The sequence below is a fragment of the Wukongibacter baidiensis genome, from assembly GCF_050888315.1.
GTDB classification, from domain to species: Bacteria; Bacillota; Clostridia; order Peptostreptococcales; family Caminicellaceae; genus Wukongibacter; species Wukongibacter baidiensis.
Genome location: NZ_CP138202.1, coordinates 3,456,342 through 3,475,973 on the forward strand (window position 1 = coordinate 3,456,342; position 19,632 = coordinate 3,475,973).

Genomic DNA, 19,632 nt, shown 5'->3' on the forward strand with positions numbered 1-19,632 from the left:
ATGACAATAGCAGTTTTCGGTGCAAGTGGTGCTATTGGAAAATTACTCGTGAAAAAAGCACTTAATGATGGTTATAAAGTGAAAGCATATGTGAGAAATCCAAAGAAAATTGATTTTTCTCATCCTAATTTAACAGTGGTAAAAGGTGAACTTAGCGAATATGAGAAGATTGAAGATATTATAAAAGATACAGACGCAGTAATAAGTACATTAGGACCTTCAATGAATCGTAAAGCTAAAGGTTATCCAGTTCGAGATGGTCATGTAAATATTATTAATGCTATGGAGAAACAAAATATATCAAGATTTATAACTCTTGGAACTCCAAGTATTAAGTTTGAAAAAGATAAAAAATCAGCAGCTACAGTGCTCACTGTAATTCTTGGCAGAATATTCATACCAAAACGAGGAATTGAAGAAATGATATTATTAGGAAATACAGTGAAATCCTCAAACTTAGATTGGACGATTGTACGTATTTTATCCCCTGTTAATGATGATACCTCTAGTGATGTAAAAGTTACTTTTGGTGATAAAAAAATCAAATGGAAAATCTCACGTAAGAATATAGCTAGTTTTATGTTGGATCAAGTAAAAAATTCACAATATATTAAATCAATGCCTATTATAGGGAGCTAATATTTATTTAATAGATTTAATTTAACATGGAATTTAAGTGTGTAACTTATAAATTACTTTGAACGTATAAGAATATGCAATGTACAAGATACATTGCTACGTAACAAAGTAAAAATATAATTAGATAAAGAAATTAAAAATCAAGAGGAGATTAATATTATGAGTAAAGAATTAAATTTTATTAAGGAAAATCCTATGGGTTTCTTAGCAACAATAGACGAAAATGGAAAGCCTAGAGTTAGAGGCTTTGGGATTATGATTACCGAGGATAATAGAATACTTTTCGGAACATCAAACAAGAGAAGAACTTTCAGCCAGCTAAAAGTTAATCCTTATGCAGAATGGATAACAAAGTCTAAAAATTCATCAACACTAAGAGTAGGTGGCGATGTAGTTATTGAAGAGGACATGCAAATTAAATTAAACACTATTGAAAATAATCCAGTAATAAAAAACATTTATGCTGGAAGAGAAGATGAATTTGAAATGTTTTATCTTGAAAACGTTGAATATGATTGGTTTGAGATGAAAATGACAATTCCAATGAAATAGGATCCTTAAATATATTTGAAGATTTTAGTAAGTTTAATAAAGAAAGCGATCAAGCTAGATACTTTCTAGTTTGATCGTTTTTTAATTGATATTGATTAGTGGCGTTAATTCCATAGAATTAACCATCGTTACTTATGGTACGGTTCACCCCTGTTAATCCTGAATCCCCTATAAACCTGCTCAAGTAATATCACTTTCATAAGCTGATGTGGGAAGGTCATTGGGGAAAATGACAACTTATAGTTAGCTCTTTTCAGAACACTCTTGGCTAGACCTAGGGAACCTCCAATAATAAATACTAGGTTACTTTTCCCTTGTATCCCTAAGGTGTTTAGCTTCTCTGCAAGTTCTTCCGAGGATATCATTTTTCCCTTTATATCCAAGGCTATTACATAGGCTCCTTCTTTAACGTTTTTAAGTATGCCTTCGCCTTCTTTCTCCTTTATATTCTCCATTTCCGTCTCACTTAGATTTTCTGGAGCCTTTTCATCTGATACTTCGACAAAGTTAAGCTTACAATATCTACTCAGTCTTTTACTGTACTCATTTATTGCGCTTTTTAAGTATTTTTCCTTTATCTTTCCTACTGATATTATTGTTATATTCATTTCTTCACCACTCTTCATTTGTTTTTTTAGTTTCTACTCTTATGATTTTGTGTATTTTATTATTTTTGATATAAAACCTATGGGTGTTACTTTGAAATACGGTATATTCTCCTATTTCTTCTATTTTATAAACATTATCGGTCAAATCAATTAGATCCTTTTCTTTTATCCCTGTGGAGGTTATTTTGCCATCTTGGACAGCTTTTTTAAATAAGCTAAGCATTACTTCTTTATAGTCATCTGGTACAGTACTCTTTTTATCTTTATTACATCTCTTGCAGCTACAAACAAGGTTGTAAATATCATCGGGTCCGCCTTTGCTTTTGGGAAGGTAATGATCTATACTTATCTGTTTAAATTTTAGTCCTTTGTCGCAAAAATAGCATATTCCATCATCCCTCAAATATATGTATCTTTTGTCATTCTTTTTATGTTTCATGATCTCCCCTCTTAATCTCTATATTATAGTTTATATTATACAATTAATTGTCATTAATTTATACTTGAACTAGGACTATCTATAGCAACGATAATTAAATTTATTAATCTTTAAACTAGCATTACTATGTAAAATACTTAAATCCAGGTTTAATACATGTATATATATTTCTTTTATTCGCAAACTATTAGTGCCTGATATAGCTAGTTTAAAATAATTTAAGACTAATTGTTAACATAAATTTATATGTACTAAGTTTGTATGATTCTATTCTAAGTGATATAATGATAGTGGGAATTTATTGCAAAATACCCTATATTTTTTAATGGAGGTCTTCAAATGATGAAACATGTGAGAGTACTATTGACCATAACCATTAGTCTTATGTGCATTTTTGCTATGACTTTCATGGTATATGGGGAAGAAACGGCTCAGGGAGTAATTATAGGGAATGATGTAAACATTAGATCAATGCCAAACACTGAATCGGAGATAGTAGACAAGTTATTACTCGGAAATATTGTAGAGGTTCTATCCAATCAAGGAAGTTGGTATTCTATACGCACTGATTCCAAGATCGAGGGATGGATACTAAATGATCTTATTGTAGTAGATCAAGAAAAAGATCCTATAAAAACAGGTGTAATTACAACGGACAACCTAAATGTTAGAAAAGAGCCTAGTACTGAATCAGATATTTTACATACCCTATCAAAGAAAGCTGAAGTAACTATTATTGCTATTCAAGAAGATTGGTATCAGATATCCATAGGTGAATCTGAAAAGGGATGGTTACATTCAGATTATGTGGAAATAAAGCCTAATTATTCTAGAGGAAGAATTATTGGTGATAATGTAAATGTTAGAAGCGAGAATTCAATTGATTCTGAGATAGTGTGCAAATTAGATTTAGAGGCGTATGTACATATTAAAGGTTATTCTAATGAATGGTATAATGTATTAACCTATGATGGGCAAGAGGGCTGGATACATAAGGACTTTGTTAGTATTGTTTTTGGAAATAATGGTAGCTCTGTGTCAAGAGGGGCTAGCAGAACTTCAATGAAAATCGTTCAGGAAGCTAAGAAGGTATTAGGCGTTCCTTATAAATATGGTTCAAATGGACCTAAAAGCTTCGATTGTTCTGGCTTTACAACCTATGTATTTAAGAAATGTGGTATAGAATTACCTAGGACTTCTAGAGCCCAAGCAAAGGTGGGAAAAAAGGTTAGCAAGAGCGACTTACAAGTTGGTGACTTAGTTTTCTTTGACACCAGTGGAAGTAATAATGGGGCTATAAACCATGTAGGTATCTATATTGGAAGTGGTTCGTTTATCCATGCTTCATCTGGAAAAAAAGCAAAAAAAGTTGTTATTTCTGATATAACTACTGGCTTCTATCAAAGACAATATGTAACTGCAAGAAGAGTTTTTTAATATCTACATAAAAAATAAATCCTAGGATAATTTCCTAGGGTTTATTTTTTAGTCTCAGTTCTCTTATCTAATTGGTTTTACTTTGAAACTTTACTTTAAGCTTTATTCTTTCTCCCTCTCTAACTACTTGTAATGTGGTTTCATCTCCCGGTCTGTATTTATATAGCTCCATAAGTAATTGTTGTACCGAAATTATCTCTATACCACCTAATGAAACTAAAACATCTCCCTTAGTTATCCCTGCTATGTCTGCAGATGAACCGTCATAAACTCTCCATATAAATACTCCGCTATCAACTTCAGGAATATCTCCATAACTAGCTTCTACCTGTTTAACATCATAGGGCCTTATGCCTAAGTATACCTTTTTAAATTCACCCTTTTGGATAAATTCATCTACTATTGGTTTAGCAGTGTTTATCGGTATAGCAAAGCCTAATCCCTCTCCCGATTGAATTTTCGCCGTATTTATTCCTATAACTTCACCTCTGGCATTTAGCAGCGGTCCTCCACTGTTTCCAGGATTTATTGATGCATCTGTTTGAATTAAGCCATCTATACTTTCATATTCACTTACGGGAACACTTCTGTTTAGTCCACTTATTATACCTGATGTTACTGTTCTTTCAAAGGTTAAGCCTAGGGGATTACCTATAGCTATGGCTGTCTCACCAACAATTAGATTATCAGATTCACCTAGATCTGCAACCGGTAGATTTGCAGCCTCAACTTTGATTACCGCTAGGTCTAATAATACATCATTCCACAACACTTCAGCGTCTAGGGTCTCACCATCATTTAATAAGACCTTAACCTCTTCAGCTCGCCCGTTATCTATTACATGGGCGTTTGTAAGAATAAATCCTCTGCTATCTACTATAACACCTGTTCCTAATCCCTCAGCCTTCCTAGAAGAGCCATAGAAAAAATCTCTCTGTATGGATACTGTAGTTATACCAACAACCGAAGGCATAGCCTTCTGGGCAACTGCAGATACTACCTTTAATTCTGTATCTTTTGTTATTATTTCAACCTTTTCGGTGGATTCATAAATATATGGGTATTTTCCAGATAGATATATAGGTGCTATGTAGGCTCCAATCACCCCACCAATCATGGCAGAGATTAAGGAGATAATTATTATAATAAAAAATAGGGTTCTATTTTTTCTTTTTTTATTCCTTTTTGGTCTTTCTGGGTAATGAACTGGTGTATATACTGGAACATAACTCTCCTGTAACTGATCAGAAGGTTCTTCATGATTTGTACCGTGCTGATCTTCTGGTCCTTTGAAGAAATTATCATTGTCATTCATACACATCACTCCTAAAGGGTTTTTCGTATATTATATACCCTTCCGACTCTATTTCTATAGGTCAAATCTAAATTTATATCTAAACCAATCTTTATTTTATTTTCTTCAGCAATATTTTTTACTGTTTCATAGGCTAACTCAGGAAAATTGTTTTCTTTACTAAGATGGGCTAGTAGTACATATTTTACATTTCCATTCTTAACTACTTCCGTTACTATATTTCCTGCAGCCTCGTTGGATAAATGGCCTACATCGCTCAAAATCCTTTTTTTTAGGAACCAAGGATATTTACCGAATTTAACCATTTCGACGTCATGATTTGCTTCAAGCACCAACAGGTCACTATCCTTTATTTCATCAATAATTTCATCGGTCACACAACCCGAATCTGTTGTAATACTGACCTTTGAGTTATCATGAACAAAGGAAAAACCCATAGGATTGCTAGCATCATGGGAAACGTTATAGGGCTTGACCCTTATATCCCCAATGAAAAAGGGATCACAATCTTTAAAAAGCCTAATGTCCTTTCCTTTAACGGAACCTATTTTCTCTTTCATTGCTTCCCATGTTTTTTCATTTACATATAGAGGGATATCGAACTTTCTCATTAAAACCCCTACACTTTTAATATGATCACTATGCTCATGTGTAACAAGTAATCCATTAATTGTGTTTGCATCGATATCTATATTTTGAAGGGCACTAGTTATATATTTTCCAGTAAGACCAGCATCTATTAATAATTTTGTGTCTTCAGTACCTACATATTGACAATTCCCACTACTACCGCTTGCTAAAGAACAGAATTTAAGACTCATTTATATTTTCAACCTTTCTAAAGTATACTTTAACTTAATTATAACAAATACGATCTCCAAATAAAACTCAGGGACATCAAGCCCACTTCATTTTGGGCAAATTTCTCTTGGAGAAATGACCTCAAAGAAATAAAGTAGAAGGGATATTACTTTAATTTATCCTTCTACTTACTCATAGGTTTCTGCTTTTATATCAATATAATCTTGATCTGCTAAACGTATCCTCCAGTATAATGAACCAGTACCTGTACTTTCGTTAATTTCATACCATTTTTCATTTAGAAGTTCATTAAATTCAAAGATATCTAATTTAAATGCAAGTCTTATATCTTCTATTATAAGCTCGCTATCTTCCTTCTCTTTTTTCTCTCTAAGATCATCCGTGGCTAATATTAATGCTTTTGTGACTGGTATAATTTCTTTGTCAAATTTTTTGACGTCTACAGGCTTTAGCCACCTTTTTTCAAACTTAACTACTTCTCCATTTTTTACAGTAAGTTTCATATATCCATGGTCTAATATCAGATCTTCGTATCTTTGCTTATATATAATCTCATAATCTCCATGCTTTTTTTTGGTACTCCAAAGCTCCACATCATTCCCTTGAAATCCATGTTTGCTTATAAAATCTTCAGCAACTTCCTCTGCTTTTTTTTCATCCATCTCAACTGATATAGATGTTTTATTCTTATTTGTATAGCTAATCGACTTGTTGTGGGCAGTAACCTCCACTATTTCATTTCCATTTTGATATCTTATAGCTTCTTCACTAATACTAGTGAACTCTGGAAATTTACTTTTTATCAGCTCCATATCATAGGTTTCGTATTCAACAGTAAGCTGCGGAAGCTTTTTCATTTTTTCCAGTATGTTAGCCTTTATAGTTATATTCTTTTGCCCAAAGAGCTCTCTAACATCATTGATTCTCTTATCACTCACAGTATAGGCATAGTTTCTAATTTCAGAATCCTTTAAAACGTTGTAGCCCAAAAACAGATTCGTAATTAGAAATGCAACTATAAGGATACTTTTAGCCTTCGCCCAGTCCATCGCCACACCTCATCATTTTAAAAATCCTCGACGGTAAAGCCGAGGATAGATTTTAATACTTATTTTGGTTGAGAAGTATATCCAATACCAGTATATAGGTCGAAATAATACACAATATTACCGATTGTAATTTGCCAAACCGGCTTTAACACATTATCGCGAGAATAATAAACTAATCCTATATCTTCTATTAGCTCCTCTATTTTTATATCTTTAATTTCCTCTTCCGTTAATTCTTTTCCAGAAAAGCTTTTGTAGTTATTTTTAATATCATTTGAATTCTTATTTAAAACTTCCAAAATGTTCAATATTCTTTTTTGTGAGTCAATTTCGTCATCAAGCTGCTTCCCTGCTATTTTAACTCTTCTTTTATAGGAAATAACCTGGGTTCCTATGACTTCTACCTCTATTCCTTTATCTTCACCAAAATCTGGAATATAGATAGGTAATCCATGTAGTCTGTAATTAAAGCTAAATCTATAACCTTTTTGACCTTCTTTCTCAATAGGCTCATAACTAGACAGATATGCATTTTCCATAGTAACTGCAAGAGGCCATCCCTTTTTATCATTAACAAATTTAACTGCATACTCTAAACTATCTAAAAAATTCAAATTAACTGCTGCATTTTCTTTGTTTATCTTTTCGGTATATTCTAAAGTCCCATTTCTATTTATTTTTAAGGCTTTCTCTCCATATCCATACATATATATATGAGTACCATCTATTTCTGTAATTTGCTTTACAAAGTCAAAGTTCTTTCCAAAGAATTGATTTGCGTTAGATTTAACCGCTACCTCATCGGTAACATCTATCGGATTTATTGCGTTATAAGAAGGTATAAAAGTCTCATTAAAAATAGGGGCTAACACATCGTTTTGCACATCGGAAATATCTTTTAATGAAAAATAGTACATATAATTCCTATCATCTACATTTTTTTCGATATTTTCAATAAGGCTTCTGATTTCATCATTTATAGCCATACCTGTTAATTTAAAGTATTTATTCTCTTCATCATTTCCAATATATATATTTACTTTCTCTTCATCGATCCCTGGAATAAGTATCGTATTAACTGAATCTCCTGCTTCAGATATTCCATTATCTTTACCACTAAAGGCTCTAGTCAAACTATCTTCTGGAATTTCAAAAGCAAAGTCCATTCTTATGGATTTAAACTTTTTTATCTTTTTCCATTCTTCCAAAGTTACTTCCTGTACCTCATAATCATTTTTCAAATAATCCTTAAGCACAGGCTTAACAGTTTCCCAAATCAACACTTCTTTCTTTTCTTCGGGATTTGTGATATTCCATACTTCGTAGGGTTCAGAATAAAACACCGTATGGTTTCCACCCCCAAAGCTTATAATAAAACTTTGGGGGCTCAATATATCCGTAACATCTATATTTATTTCTTCATCATCATTATTTGCTAAGGAAACAACTCCACCAAGGGGCAAGTGAAACCAAAGCTTCTGTGTAAAGACCACACAAGTTATGAAAAGCACAGCCAACACTACAGACTTGATTTTCTCTTTTCTCATCATCTGTACCCCCAGCTATTATTCATCTCCTAGTAAGAGGTCAGTAATCTTTAAATCTAATAGATTTGGTAAAGAATCCTCTACTTCTTCACTAACTACTTCATCCTTCTTTTTTACCTTTGTAGATTTTACATCAAACTCTATCTCTTCTATTGGTTCTTCTTTTCCATCTTGCTCAAAAACCATTCTATATTTTCCTGATTCAATATTCTTAACATACTTAACATAGTCAGACTCTACCTCATCGCTTGGTTCAATTTCTTCAGGATCAAATAATAGTTCTGCCTCCTCGGCGTCATCCTGCAACTTATATACACTTAAGGTTACAGTATCTTCTCCAATAACCTTAATAGATATCAGCAGATTTTTTTCAGTGATTATCTCCTTATCTGAAATAATCTGAGGACTTATGATCTTAATCTCTGTCTCCTTCTTCTCTTCCGTCTTTTGATCCTCGACCTTTTCATCTAGGACCTGACTTTCCATTTTAAGTTTTTCATCTATATATAGCTTATCCTCGTTATCAGCATAAACAACTACACTAGATGTGCTTAGCACAATTAAAACCAGCGTACCTGTGATTATTTTCTTCAACATTCTCTAGGCCTCCCAGCATATTTCCTCCTTATTATACTACTATTATAAAGGATTTATATTACAATGGTATTACAATGATATTACACTGCATTTAAAATCACTTTACATAGCCATGTCATCCATGGGGATAATTACCATTACTTCCGTTCCTTTGTTAACTTCACTATGAATTTCTATACTTCCATTATGGGCCTCTACAATTTCTTTTGCTATTGATAACCCAAGTCCAGTACCACCTAGTTCTCTGGAGCGTGCCTTGTCTACCCTATAAAATCTTTCAAATATTCTTGGCATATCTTCCTCAGGTATACCCATTCCAGTATCCTTTACTTTAATATATGCATTATTATCTCTATTTTCCAGATAAATCTTTATCGTTCCATCGTTTTCCGTATATTTGATAGCATTACTTACGATATTAATCAAAACCTGTTCAATTCTATCAAAATCAAAATCTGCCATTAGTTTATCATATTCTGTTATAAATTCAAGTGTTTGATTCTTATTTTTTGCAGTTATATGGAGTTTTATAACTATTTGATTTATTAATTTAACTAAATCATTATTTGCTATATTCCATTTAGTCTTTTTATTATCAAAATTGGATAATTGCAGAAGATCTCTAACTAGTCTTGTCATTCTATCGGCTTCACTGTTTACTACTCCTAAAAAGCTTTCAGATATCTCTCGGTCATCAAGCATTCCATCTAGTAGGGTCTCAGTATAACTCTTTATACTTGTAAGTGGTGTTTTGAGTTCATGAGAAACATTGGCTACGAATTCTCTTCTCATGTTCTCTAGTTGTTGCTGCTTGGTAACATCCTTCATTACCAACACTATACCCCCTATTTCATTATTTTCATCCATAAAGGGTGCATAGTCTACATTGTATATAGATTCATCGATGGCTATAGTTTCACTACCTATTAACTCATCCTTATGTTTCGTTATATACTCTAAGGTCAGTTTGTCATTTAGCGTTTCAAATAGTTCGTCATATTTTTTCTCTAGTATTGCTTCTTTAGAGAAGTTTAGCATCTCCATTGCCTTAGGATTTGCATGTATAATCCTACCATTCTTATTTACAGCTATAAGACCATCGGCCATATAATTGAGAATTGTTTCCATCTTACTCTTTTCACTAGAAATTTCTCCTAGGGTTGTTTCAAGCTTGCCCGTTAAAAAGTTGAACATTTCTGCCAGATTTCCAACCTCATCATCAGATTTGACATCTACTCTTTGGTTAAAGTCTCCCTTAGCCATCAGAGCAGCCTTTTTAGTAACATCATTAATTGGCTCCGTTATACTTCTAGCAAGTAGGAAACCAAGTATTATAGTAATTATCAGTGCTAAGCCTGTTGCCTGTGTCATTATAACTCTAGACCTGTTCAAGGTCTCATATATGTCTTTAAGATCTGATCTGAGGTATAGGGCTCCTTCGATCTCACCATTTCTTTTTATTGGAAACACTAAATTTTTTGTAGGGTTTTGCCCCTTTGTATCATCCTCAGCTACTTCCTTTTCTCCCGTTAACACCTCTAGGATAAGCTCATATTGTAATTCATTTGCTGCATTTTCGCCTTTAAATGAACGGTTATCCGTAGCAATTATTTTTAGATCCTTATCGATTATAAAAGCCTCTTCAAAAAGACCTACTGCAAAAATGTTCAGACTGCTTTCCAAGCTCTCCTTTGATTCCTCTAGACTGACATCTTCCGGAATGTTTTGTATTATATTCACTGCTATAGAGTTCAGTCTATCACTTACAACCTCTAGGTTGTATGACTCAAAGCTTTGTACTATAAATACGCCTATAATAGCCATAGCAATAAATACTAGTGCAAAATAGACCGTTATGAATTTCCATCTAATACTTTTAAACATTCTAAATCCTCCTAAAGTAATATCCCACTCCTCGTTTTGTCAGGATATACTTCGGACTACTAGAATCGTCTTCTACTTTTTCGCTTAATCTTCTTACGGTAACATCTACAGTCCTTATATCTCCATAATATTCATAGCCCCACACATCCTTTAGAAGCTGTTCTCTCGTGAAAACCTGATTCTCCTGTGTGGCTAGGAATCTTAGTAATTCAAATTCTCTTAGGGTAAGGTCAATAATTGAATCTCCCTTTTTAACCTCATATTTATCAAGATCTATAGATAGGTTTCCGGAAACTATATTGCTGCCTATACTCTGCTTTTTGTCTACTTCGATTCTTCTTAGGTTAGCCTTTACTCTGGCAATAAGCTCTCTCATCCCAAAAGGCTTTGTTATGTAGTCATCTGCTCCAAGTTCAAGACCTAAGACCTTGTCTACCTCTTCTTCCTTTGCCGTCAGCATTAATATTGGCATATTAAAACTTTCCCTTACTTTTCTACATACCTGAAATCCATCAAGCTTTGGAAGCATTAAATCTAATAGAATTAGATCAGGATGAAATTGATATACCTTTCTAAGAGCTTCTTCTCCATCAAAGGCAACATCAACTTGAAATCCTTCCTTCACTAAATTGAACTTAATAATGTCAGAAATCGGTTTCTCATCGTCGACTACAAGTATCTTTCTATCCACAATTAATCACCTCAGTTAAAAATTAGGGCAAATCGTTATTTTCGAAAAATCGCTCAGGCTAATACCTGAGCAATATAAATAGCTTATTTCTATAATATCTTTAATCACTACCATTGTCTAGAGATTTAAATGTTTAATTTTGAAATTTTATCATTTGTTACCATTCCGAAGGCTCTTTCAAAGGTATATCCATCCTCTAATTTTTCAAGAATTTCTTTTATACTCTCAAACCCATAGGTCTCTACCATATATTTTACCACTCTAAATGATTGAGTATAGGCCACATATTGATCCAGGTTGCTAAAGTTATTATTTAGCTCATCGATTGTATATATTTTTTCCTCTTCTATTTCCTTGCCCCACTCATACTCAGTATAGATATATTCTGAATATAGAGCTAATCCTTCAGTAAACCAAAGGGGATAATTTCCCTTTGTAATATCATCTATAACGAGATGGGTAAATTCATGGACCATAGGTCCTTCGTTCATAAATAATGACTCTATATCCTCACCTTCGGGGCACCATATCTTTGGCGATAAAATTTGGATAGTCGATGCATAGTAGACTCCCATAGGAGGCTTTGACTTTGCAAGATTTGCATTTTCAAGAAGTTCCTCAGAATTCTCATACAAAACAACTATCGTTTTGTCCTTAGGATAATAGTCATATTGTTTGCATATCTCATCGTAATATTCTTCCGATGCTCTTTTAACTAACTCCAAAGTTTCTACATCCTCTGTATTATGTCTAATTATAAAGTGGTCAGTTTCAATTTCCTTATAATCTTCAATGTTCTTAAGCACTGCTTTCTTAGGTATATTTCTGAATAAGACATAGAAATCACCCTTTATGCCAAATACATTAGTAAATATTAGAATGAATACAATACACATACTGATAAACACATAATAAGACTTTCTCATGTGCATCCCCTCCCCCTATATCAATATGTATATGAGGGAACACACAACTATTATACCATGATATTATGTAAACTTTCTTGGTAATTTATTACTTAATCTTGAATGTTACTCCTTTTCCCTTTATTTCCCCAATTGTATCAAGCCTTTTAGAGATTTCAATTATTTTATTTTTTATAAAATCTCCCTTTTTTCCATGAGCTATAATAGGTTCACTTTTGTTCAAAATATATATGGGTAAAGCATGAACTTCCCTTATCTCTCCATATTCTATTAAAACCTCCAAAGCCATTCCCTGCTTATTGTTTTCATCGTTTTGGTCGAATATGTAGTTTCCCATACTGTAGATTATTGGCCTCCCCTTATATATCTCTATGGGCTGAATAACATGGGGATGATGTCCCAAGATTATGTCAACTCCATTTTCTATTAATTTATGTGCTATTTCTTTCTGGGTAGAGTTTATATTATTACTCTCTTCTGTTCCCCAGTGAAGGGATACGACTACGTAATCAACCTTTTCCCTTATTTTCTTAACATCCTCTATAATTGAATCAAGCTTTAGGGGAGCTGTGCCTGATAAGTTATCGGTAGCTACAAATCTTCTTTTATAACTGCTACTATAATAGATGTAGGCAAATTCATCGTATCCTAAAAAAGCAAAGGTCTTTCCTTTAAGTTTCATTACATATGGTTTTCTAGCTTCTTCGATATTTCTTCCAGCCCCTATGTAGGCAATATCATTTTCCTTAAGGATCTTAAAGGTATCAAGGAGGGCCTCGCTGTCATAGTCTAGTATGTGATTGTTTGCCAAGGATACTATATCAAACCCGGAATTTTTTAGAACCTGAGCCATCTCTGGTTTTGCCCTTAGACAGATTCCCTTCCCCGGTAGTTTTCTTCCTCTATTTGAAATAGGTGATTCTAGGTTTCCGAATAATATGTCTGAGCTATTAAAGGTCTCTTTAAGATTCTTATATGCTAGGTCTATACCCTTTTCATGCAGAATCCTTCCAACCCTTCTTCCCACCATAATATCTCCAACGGCGGTTAGTCTTATTGTTTTGTTTTCATAATTTGTTTTTCTCACAAATCCCTTATACTCTTTAAGCTCTTCGATATCCTGTTTAATATCTAGTGCTTCACCGTATCCGATCTTCTTATTCTCTGTTTCTACTGATTTATCGCTATAACATGCAGTCAAAAACATGGTGAGAGTTAACAATATAATTAGAAGTTTCTTAGTCATTTCATTCTCCACCACCCTCTAACCTAGATTTCAAAACCTTATTGAGTATTTATCTCTTACATAGTCAGCAATATCTTAATTTTACTATATTTTTCAATAATTCTGAAATCAAATTTTGAAATATATAATCAGCACCACCCGTAGAATGATATGCCCCCCTTATAGCAGATGGTTTTCGTATATACAAAAAGAGAACTCTTTCCAATAAAAGAGTTCTCTTGGTTACAATCGCTTTAACAATTTAATATTTTACATATTTAGTTGGGTTTACAGGTGTATCATTTATTCTAACCTCAAAGTGTAGATGTGGACCAGTACTGTTTCCAGTGTTCCCACTCTTTGCTATAGTTTGTCCTTTAAACACCTTATCTCCCTTTTTAACAACTAATGCACTATTGTGTGCGTATAAGGTTTTCATGTTTGCACCGTGGTCTATGATTATACATTTACCATATCCACCCTTATAGCCTGAATATATAACTTTGCCTCCATCGGCAGCTGTAACCGGTGTACCTGTTTTAAGTCCTATATCTATTCCTGTATGTCTTCTTCCCCATCTCATACCAAATGGTGAAGTTACAATTCCTCTACTTGTTGGTTTAGCAAATTTTCCAGTTCCTATTCTAGGCGGAGGATCTTTAGTTCCCTTAAGTACAAGCTTTGTAACAGGTTCCTCCGTTATATTCTCTTCTATAATGCTTCTGCTTACTTCTATACCATTTTGTTTAGATATCTCTGCTACAACGTCTCTTTCTCCCTTTTTTCCTGCCTTCTTTACTCTGTATTCACCTTTATATAAAACATTTGTATCTTCATACTCCGTTTCAAAGGCAATATATTCTGTGTATTCTTTTATCTCCTTAGTAACAACCGTTAATAAAGGTTTAGGCACCACTAGGCTAATCTCTTGTCCAATTTGTATTCTCTCAGGCTTGACCTCAGGATTTGCCTTTACAAGACTATCTACACTAATCTTATATTTTTTAGCAATAACCCAAAAGTTCTCACCCTTTTCTATCTTATGAATCTTAGTTTCGTTGGTACCTTTTGTTATATAGTATAGTATATCTTCATATTCATCAACGTCTTGAAGTTCACTTGGCTTTGCAGCTTTTTCTACAATCTTGACATCTTCTTTAAACCCTACATCCTCTATCGATACCTCTTCATCATTTATATATGGCTGGATAATATCGTCAAGTAACACCTCAGCCTCTTCTTTTGTTTGGAATACAGCTAAATCTTCTCCACCAACGTTAACTGCATATGCTGGTATACTTATGGTCAAAATTTCATTCACTGTATCTTCAATATCTGATAATCTATTTGGTGTTCTATGAACTTCGGCTGTATCTGCATTGCTTGCTAGAACAGTACCTTGTACTTCTGTAGCACTTGCCAATTTATTGTAAGCTAATTCCTTAGAATTACCATTAGAAGCAAAAACCATTACAAAAATTAATACACAAACTGAAGATGCAATTAGCAATGTTCTAAGTTTGCTATCATCCTTCACTTTGTTCATCATCTTTAAGATCTCTTTTTTCAGACCATCAGAATTTCCTGAGTTAGTCATATCATTTCTCCCCTAAACACTTTGTTTTTTAACGAGAATTTTCAGAATTTTGTAATATTAATGTAACAATTACTCATATAGTATATCACATTCTTTCTAGGCTTACAATCTTTTCATATTCAGTTGTACTATTCCAATATCAAAGGCCCTATACCTCCTATGTAGTATTAAAAAGGATTTCGCAAAATATATACTTTACTATTATTATAATAATTATTTTTATATAATATGCTTGTTTTACTAATTAAATCCATATTATCCATAGAAAATCGAAAATTATTTATACCTTTTCAAACACTCTATGAATAGTCTAGTTAATCACTTTCCCCCATAAGCCATTTATCAAATACATCCTTTAAATCTTTATCTGATACCATTTCACATACCTTCATAAAATCCTCTGTTGTGGCGTTTTTATATTTGTACTTATCAAAATAGACCTTCAGGGCATCAAAGAAAACATCGTCTCCCATCTCTTCCCTAAGACATTCTAAAAACATTGTTCCCTTACAATATACTAGTGCTTGGTACTCCCTAGAATTTTTAAAGTCTCCTAATGCCTTTAATATGGCTTCATTTTCTTCAAGTTTATTAAAGTTTCTATATAAGTCATATCCTGAAAGTATCATCTTCTTATATACCTTATCTTTCTTTTCCTTGCCATATTTCTTTTCATAATATAATAGTGTAGAATATTCCGTTAAGGCTTCATCAAGCCAGGCCTCTTTAACCTCGTTATTGCCTACTAAGCCATACCACCATTGATGGGCAGTTTCGTGAACTATAACATATTCTAGTATTTCATCGTTTCCCTTATATATTCCCTCATCTATAAAAACCAGCTTCGGGTACTCCATTCCACCCACAAAAAAGTCAGAAGCAGCCACTGAAAAATGCTTATATGGATACTTACCAAAGGTGCTATTAAATATCTCTATAGAATCCTTTGCGGCCTTTAGTGAAAGCTCTGCCGATTCGTCTTCAAAATAATAGCTCCTCACAGAAATGTCCTCCACCTCATCTTCAATAACTTTATATTTATCACTGGCAATCACAGCAAAATCCCTTACCTTTGAAGCTTCAAAGGTCCATCTATACTTTCCACCAATACTTTCCTTCTTTATTAGGTCGCCAGTAGAAGCTACTGAATAGTTTGGAGGCATCATCATTACAACTCTATAGTTGGATACATCACTAAAGAAGGGGTCACCTATAGGATAATATGGCTCTAGGTTCCAGCCAAAATTATCAATTACAGCGGCAATAGGGTACCAATTTCCAAGATTAATTGAGTTTTTACCATACCCGAACCTTCCACATGCCGGTGGGATTTTCAGCATAAAGTCTATATATATCTTAGTTTTCTCTCCAGGCTCAAGCTCTTTATCGAGATTAACCTTCAAAATCGACTTGCCCTTTCCAATTATCAAAGAGCTCAAATCATTCTTCGTAGATTTTACAGAACCTATATTAATATATCCTGATTCAAATCCATCTATGTATGCAAGACCCATTTCATTTTTACTAAAGGGTACGGTTTCTTCATTTCTAAAGACGTTTGGATATATATGAAAGTATATAGCCTTTATATTATTTGGTGATTTATTTATGTAAGTGATCTTTTCAGTACCTTCTATAATCATTTCTTCTTCGTAAAAGGTAGCATCAATCTCATACTCGTTAAGACTTTCTATCTCTGGTATCAATTCGTCGAAAACTATAATACTATTTTTGCTTACTTTATATATGTTTGTAGCTGCAAATATTCCTATTATAATGATTATAAAAAATGTTATAGTTTTTCTGTATTTTATGCCTCTAATCTTGCCAATAATCTTAAATGGAGCCATCCTCATACATTCTCCCCCTCCAAGAGTTATGGTTACATACAATCTATCTCTATTAAAAACTATATGTCTGGAAACGGGCTTTATGTATGGAGATTGACCCAGGTAGGAAAAAATAAGCAGTCTGTTATTTCTTACCTATATAGAATTCACATAATAAAACCTAATTTGAATATATAGAAATAGTCAGTGTTTCAGTGAGTTCTCCATATGTATAAATTGATAGTTTTACTTGAATCTCTATATTACCCTGTCCCTATTAGTTATGATATAATTACATACAAACAGTATTTATTTGGAAGGTGCTTTTATGAGTTTTATTAGAAAAACGACTGATATTGATTTTGGTCAAACGTCAATTGAAAATATCTTCATCAATGACTTTATGCCTATGGCTGACGGAACCTATGTTAAGGTTTATCTTTTGGGCTATAAATATGCAACCGATAGGGACGAGAATATTATTGTAGATAACAATACTATTTCAAAACATCTCAATATACCCCTTGTAGATGTATTAAAGGCCTGGGAGTTCTGGGAAAAGGTAGGTATAATCAAGAAACACTCTAAGGATACCGACGATGAAAATGATTTTGTTGTTGAGTTCTTATCCTTAAGGCAATTATATATTGATAACAACTATGAGCTTAAGAATGCTCCAAAATCTGAAAAGGCTCCAAGTTCTAAGGAACGTGCATGTTCACCGGATGATTTAATAGAAGCAAATAAAATACCAGAAATTAAAAATATGTTTTACCAAATCGATCAACTTATGAGAAGACAGCTAACGGTGAATGAACGAACTATGATTCTCGAATGGATCTATAATTTCAATATGGACTCTGATATTATTATTAAGGCCTTTGAGTACAGTATTGAAAAGAGAAAAGTAAAAAGTATAAGGTATATCGGAGGCATTATAAGAAGCTGGTATGATAACGGCCTAATTAGCATCGATAAGCTAGAGGAGCACTTAGAAAACTCCGGAAGAAAATATATGTATTACGACAAGATCTTCAAGTCCTTAGGCTTTAGCTTTAGACAACCCTCTAAGGCGGAAAAGGAAGTTATGGATATTTGGATCGATGAATGGGAGTTTTCATTAGAAATGATTCTAAAGGCCTGTGAGAACTCTAAAAAGACTTCTAATCCGAGTATAAACTATATTAACAGTATTTTATTAGCTTGGAGAAACGATGGACTTAAAACTCCAGAAGAAGCAGATATCAGAAATGAAGAGCGAAAAGCCTCAAATAACAAAGTGAAAAAATCGACTGGGAAGCCATCCAGTAAGAATAATAAATTTAATAATTTTGAGCAAAGAGCTGTAAAGTACTCAAATGATGAACTTGAGAAAATTCTTGGAATCAAGAAATAAATAAGTTGGAAATGAGTAGGTGTTTCTATGAATAATAAATTTATAAGGCAGATATTGCTGGAATATGAAAAAAGAAGAGATAATGCTGAAAAGGAACTTGAATACAGGCAGGCTGAAGTCTACAAAATAGTTCCTCGTTTAAAAGACATTGACGATGAAATTGCTAGGGTTGGAATAAAACTATCCCGTGCAATACTTCAAAATCCTAATAACTATGAGATAGAAGTTGCAAGAATACGTGAACATACTGAAAGATTGAAGCAAGAAAAGGCTATACTTTTAACCGAAAACAATATCCCACTAAGCTTTTTAGAAATTAATTACACCTGTAGCATATGTGCGGATACTGGGTTTGTTGGTAATGGCATGAAATGTAGTTGTTTTAAACAAAAGTTAATAGACAAGGCCTATGATATGTCAAACATATCCCATTCTCTAGAACATGAAAATTTTCAAACCTTCAACATCGAAGTCTTTTCAAATGATAAGTTTGAAAATGAAGACTTAACACCTAGAGAAAATATGGTTAATATATCAAGTGTTGCAGAAAGTTTTGTTATCAACTTCGATAAAAACAATGCAGAAAATTTACTTTTCTATGGTACTACGGGTCTAGGAAAGACATTCCTATGCAATTGTATCGCTAAGGCCCTTCTAGATAAGGGAAAAATCGTTGTTTATCAAACTGCATTTAAAATTCTAGAAATTTTAGAAGAGTACAAGTTCAATAGAGATAAATCTCCTGAAATAAGGGAGAGCTATAATTTATTATTTGATTGTGACCTTTTAGTTATGGATGACCTAGGAACAGAGCTTACAAATACTTTTACTAATGTAGAATTATTTAATATTATCAATACCAGGTTAATTGCTAATAAGAAGACAATAGTTTCTACTAATAATTCACCCTTAGAAATTGCTGAAAAATATAGTGATAGAATATATTCGAGGATCTTTGGTGAGTTTACTATCTTAAAGTTTTATGGACCGGATTTAAGATGGGAAATGAAAAAATAATGTGTTGAGAGTTCCAAGTAAATCTTGATTTATACATATCAAAATATCCGATGTTTCTTGGG

Annotated in this window: 18 protein-coding genes; 5 read left to right on the forward strand and 13 right to left on the reverse strand. The window is 33.1% G+C overall.

Annotated features, from left to right (window positions below):
* The gene (locus R9X47_RS15540; RefSeq protein WP_432661971.1) at positions 1 to 639 is read left to right on the forward strand and encodes an NAD(P)-dependent oxidoreductase; all 639 of its coding nucleotides are present in this window, start codon (positions 1 to 3) and stop codon (positions 637 to 639) included.
* 159 nt (positions 640 to 798) lie between these two features.
* Positions 799 to 1,191 (forward strand): pyridoxamine 5'-phosphate oxidase family protein, encoded by a 393-nt coding sequence (locus R9X47_RS15545; protein ID WP_432661972.1) that lies wholly within the window; start codon positions 799 to 801, stop codon positions 1,189 to 1,191.
* 128 nt (positions 1,192 to 1,319) lie between these two features.
* Here R9X47_RS15545 and rlmH read toward each other — a convergent pair whose 3' ends face one another.
* Together rlmH and R9X47_RS15555 are read right to left on the reverse strand one after the other, a co-directional pair.
* Positions 1,320 to 1,799: a 23S rRNA (pseudouridine(1915)-N(3))-methyltransferase RlmH gene (gene rlmH, locus R9X47_RS15550; protein ID WP_432661973.1), complete on the reverse strand. Its 480-nt coding sequence runs from the start codon at positions 1,797 to 1,799 to the stop codon at positions 1,320 to 1,322.
* 4 nt (positions 1,800 to 1,803) lie between these two features.
* Complete coding sequence (locus R9X47_RS15555; RefSeq protein ID WP_432661974.1) at positions 1,804 to 2,238, reverse strand: HNH endonuclease; 435 nt, start codon at positions 2,236 to 2,238, stop codon at positions 1,804 to 1,806.
* Positions 2,239 to 2,577: 339 nt separating this feature from the next.
* On the opposite strand from R9X47_RS15555, the gene R9X47_RS15560 reads away from it, so the two are divergent.
* A complete protein-coding gene (locus tag R9X47_RS15560; RefSeq protein ID WP_432661975.1) occupies positions 2,578 to 3,675 on the forward strand; it encodes an SH3 domain-containing protein in 1,098 nt (365 codons plus the stop codon).
* Positions 3,676 to 3,742: 67 nt separating this feature from the next.
* On the opposite strand, the gene htrA is transcribed toward R9X47_RS15560, so the two are convergent.
* The 11 genes from htrA to R9X47_RS15615 all read right to left on the reverse strand — a co-directional run bounded on the left by htrA (position 3,743) and on the right by R9X47_RS15615 (position 17,184).
* Positions 3,743 to 4,990, reverse strand: coding sequence for a serine protease HtrA (gene htrA / locus R9X47_RS15565; RefSeq protein WP_432661976.1), 1,248 nt, complete (start codon positions 4,988 to 4,990; stop codon positions 3,743 to 3,745).
* An 11-nt stretch (positions 4,991 to 5,001) separates the two neighbouring features.
* Positions 5,002 to 5,811 carry an MBL fold metallo-hydrolase gene (locus tag R9X47_RS15570; RefSeq protein WP_432661977.1) on the reverse strand — a complete coding sequence of 270 codons (810 nt, stop codon included), beginning with the start codon at positions 5,809 to 5,811 and terminating at the stop codon, positions 5,002 to 5,004.
* A gap of 168 nt (positions 5,812 to 5,979) precedes the next feature.
* Positions 5,980 to 6,861 carry a two-component system regulatory protein YycI gene (yycI, locus tag R9X47_RS15575; RefSeq protein ID WP_432661978.1) on the reverse strand — a complete coding sequence of 294 codons (882 nt, stop codon included), beginning with the start codon at positions 6,859 to 6,861 and terminating at the stop codon, positions 5,980 to 5,982.
* Between the two features lie 59 nt (positions 6,862 to 6,920).
* A complete protein-coding gene (locus R9X47_RS15580; protein WP_432661979.1) occupies positions 6,921 to 8,411 on the reverse strand; it encodes a hypothetical protein in 1,491 nt (496 codons plus the stop codon).
* Positions 8,412 to 8,426: 15 nt separating this feature from the next.
* Positions 8,427 to 9,005 (reverse strand): hypothetical protein, encoded by a 579-nt coding sequence (locus R9X47_RS15585; protein WP_432661980.1) that lies wholly within the window; start codon positions 9,003 to 9,005, stop codon positions 8,427 to 8,429.
* A 102-nt stretch (positions 9,006 to 9,107) separates the two neighbouring features.
* Complete coding sequence (locus R9X47_RS15590; protein WP_432661981.1) at positions 9,108 to 10,889, reverse strand: ATP-binding protein; 1,782 nt, start codon at positions 10,887 to 10,889, stop codon at positions 9,108 to 9,110.
* A 1-nt stretch (position 10,890) separates the two neighbouring features.
* Positions 10,891 to 11,580 carry a response regulator YycF gene (gene yycF / locus R9X47_RS15595; RefSeq protein ID WP_432661982.1) on the reverse strand — a complete coding sequence of 230 codons (690 nt, stop codon included), beginning with the start codon at positions 11,578 to 11,580 and terminating at the stop codon, positions 10,891 to 10,893.
* A gap of 125 nt (positions 11,581 to 11,705) precedes the next feature.
* A complete protein-coding gene (locus tag R9X47_RS15600) occupies positions 11,706 to 12,506 on the reverse strand; it encodes a peptidase MA family metallohydrolase (protein WP_432661983.1) in 801 nt (266 codons plus the stop codon).
* Between the two features lie 88 nt (positions 12,507 to 12,594).
* On the reverse strand, positions 12,595 to 13,752 hold the full coding sequence (locus R9X47_RS15605; protein WP_432661984.1) for a CapA family protein: 1,158 nt from the start codon (positions 13,750 to 13,752) through the stop codon (positions 12,595 to 12,597).
* A gap of 241 nt (positions 13,753 to 13,993) precedes the next feature.
* Positions 13,994 to 15,328: a peptidoglycan DD-metalloendopeptidase family protein gene (locus tag R9X47_RS15610; RefSeq protein ID WP_432661985.1), complete on the reverse strand. Its 1,335-nt coding sequence runs from the start codon at positions 15,326 to 15,328 to the stop codon at positions 13,994 to 13,996.
* Positions 15,329 to 15,642: 314 nt separating this feature from the next.
* Positions 15,643 to 17,184 (reverse strand): M1 family metallopeptidase, encoded by a 1,542-nt coding sequence (locus tag R9X47_RS15615; protein WP_432661986.1) that lies wholly within the window; start codon positions 17,182 to 17,184, stop codon positions 15,643 to 15,645.
* Positions 17,185 to 17,485: 301 nt separating this feature from the next.
* On the opposite strand from R9X47_RS15615, the gene R9X47_RS15620 reads away from it, so the two are divergent.
* A complete protein-coding gene (locus tag R9X47_RS15620) occupies positions 17,486 to 18,553 on the forward strand; it encodes a DnaD domain-containing protein (protein ID WP_432661987.1) in 1,068 nt (355 codons plus the stop codon).
* Positions 18,554 to 18,580: 27 nt separating this feature from the next.
* Positions 18,581 to 19,570, forward strand: coding sequence for an ATP-binding protein (locus tag R9X47_RS15625; protein ID WP_432661988.1), 990 nt, complete (start codon positions 18,581 to 18,583; stop codon positions 19,568 to 19,570).
* Positions 19,571 to 19,632: the final 62 nt, after the last annotated feature.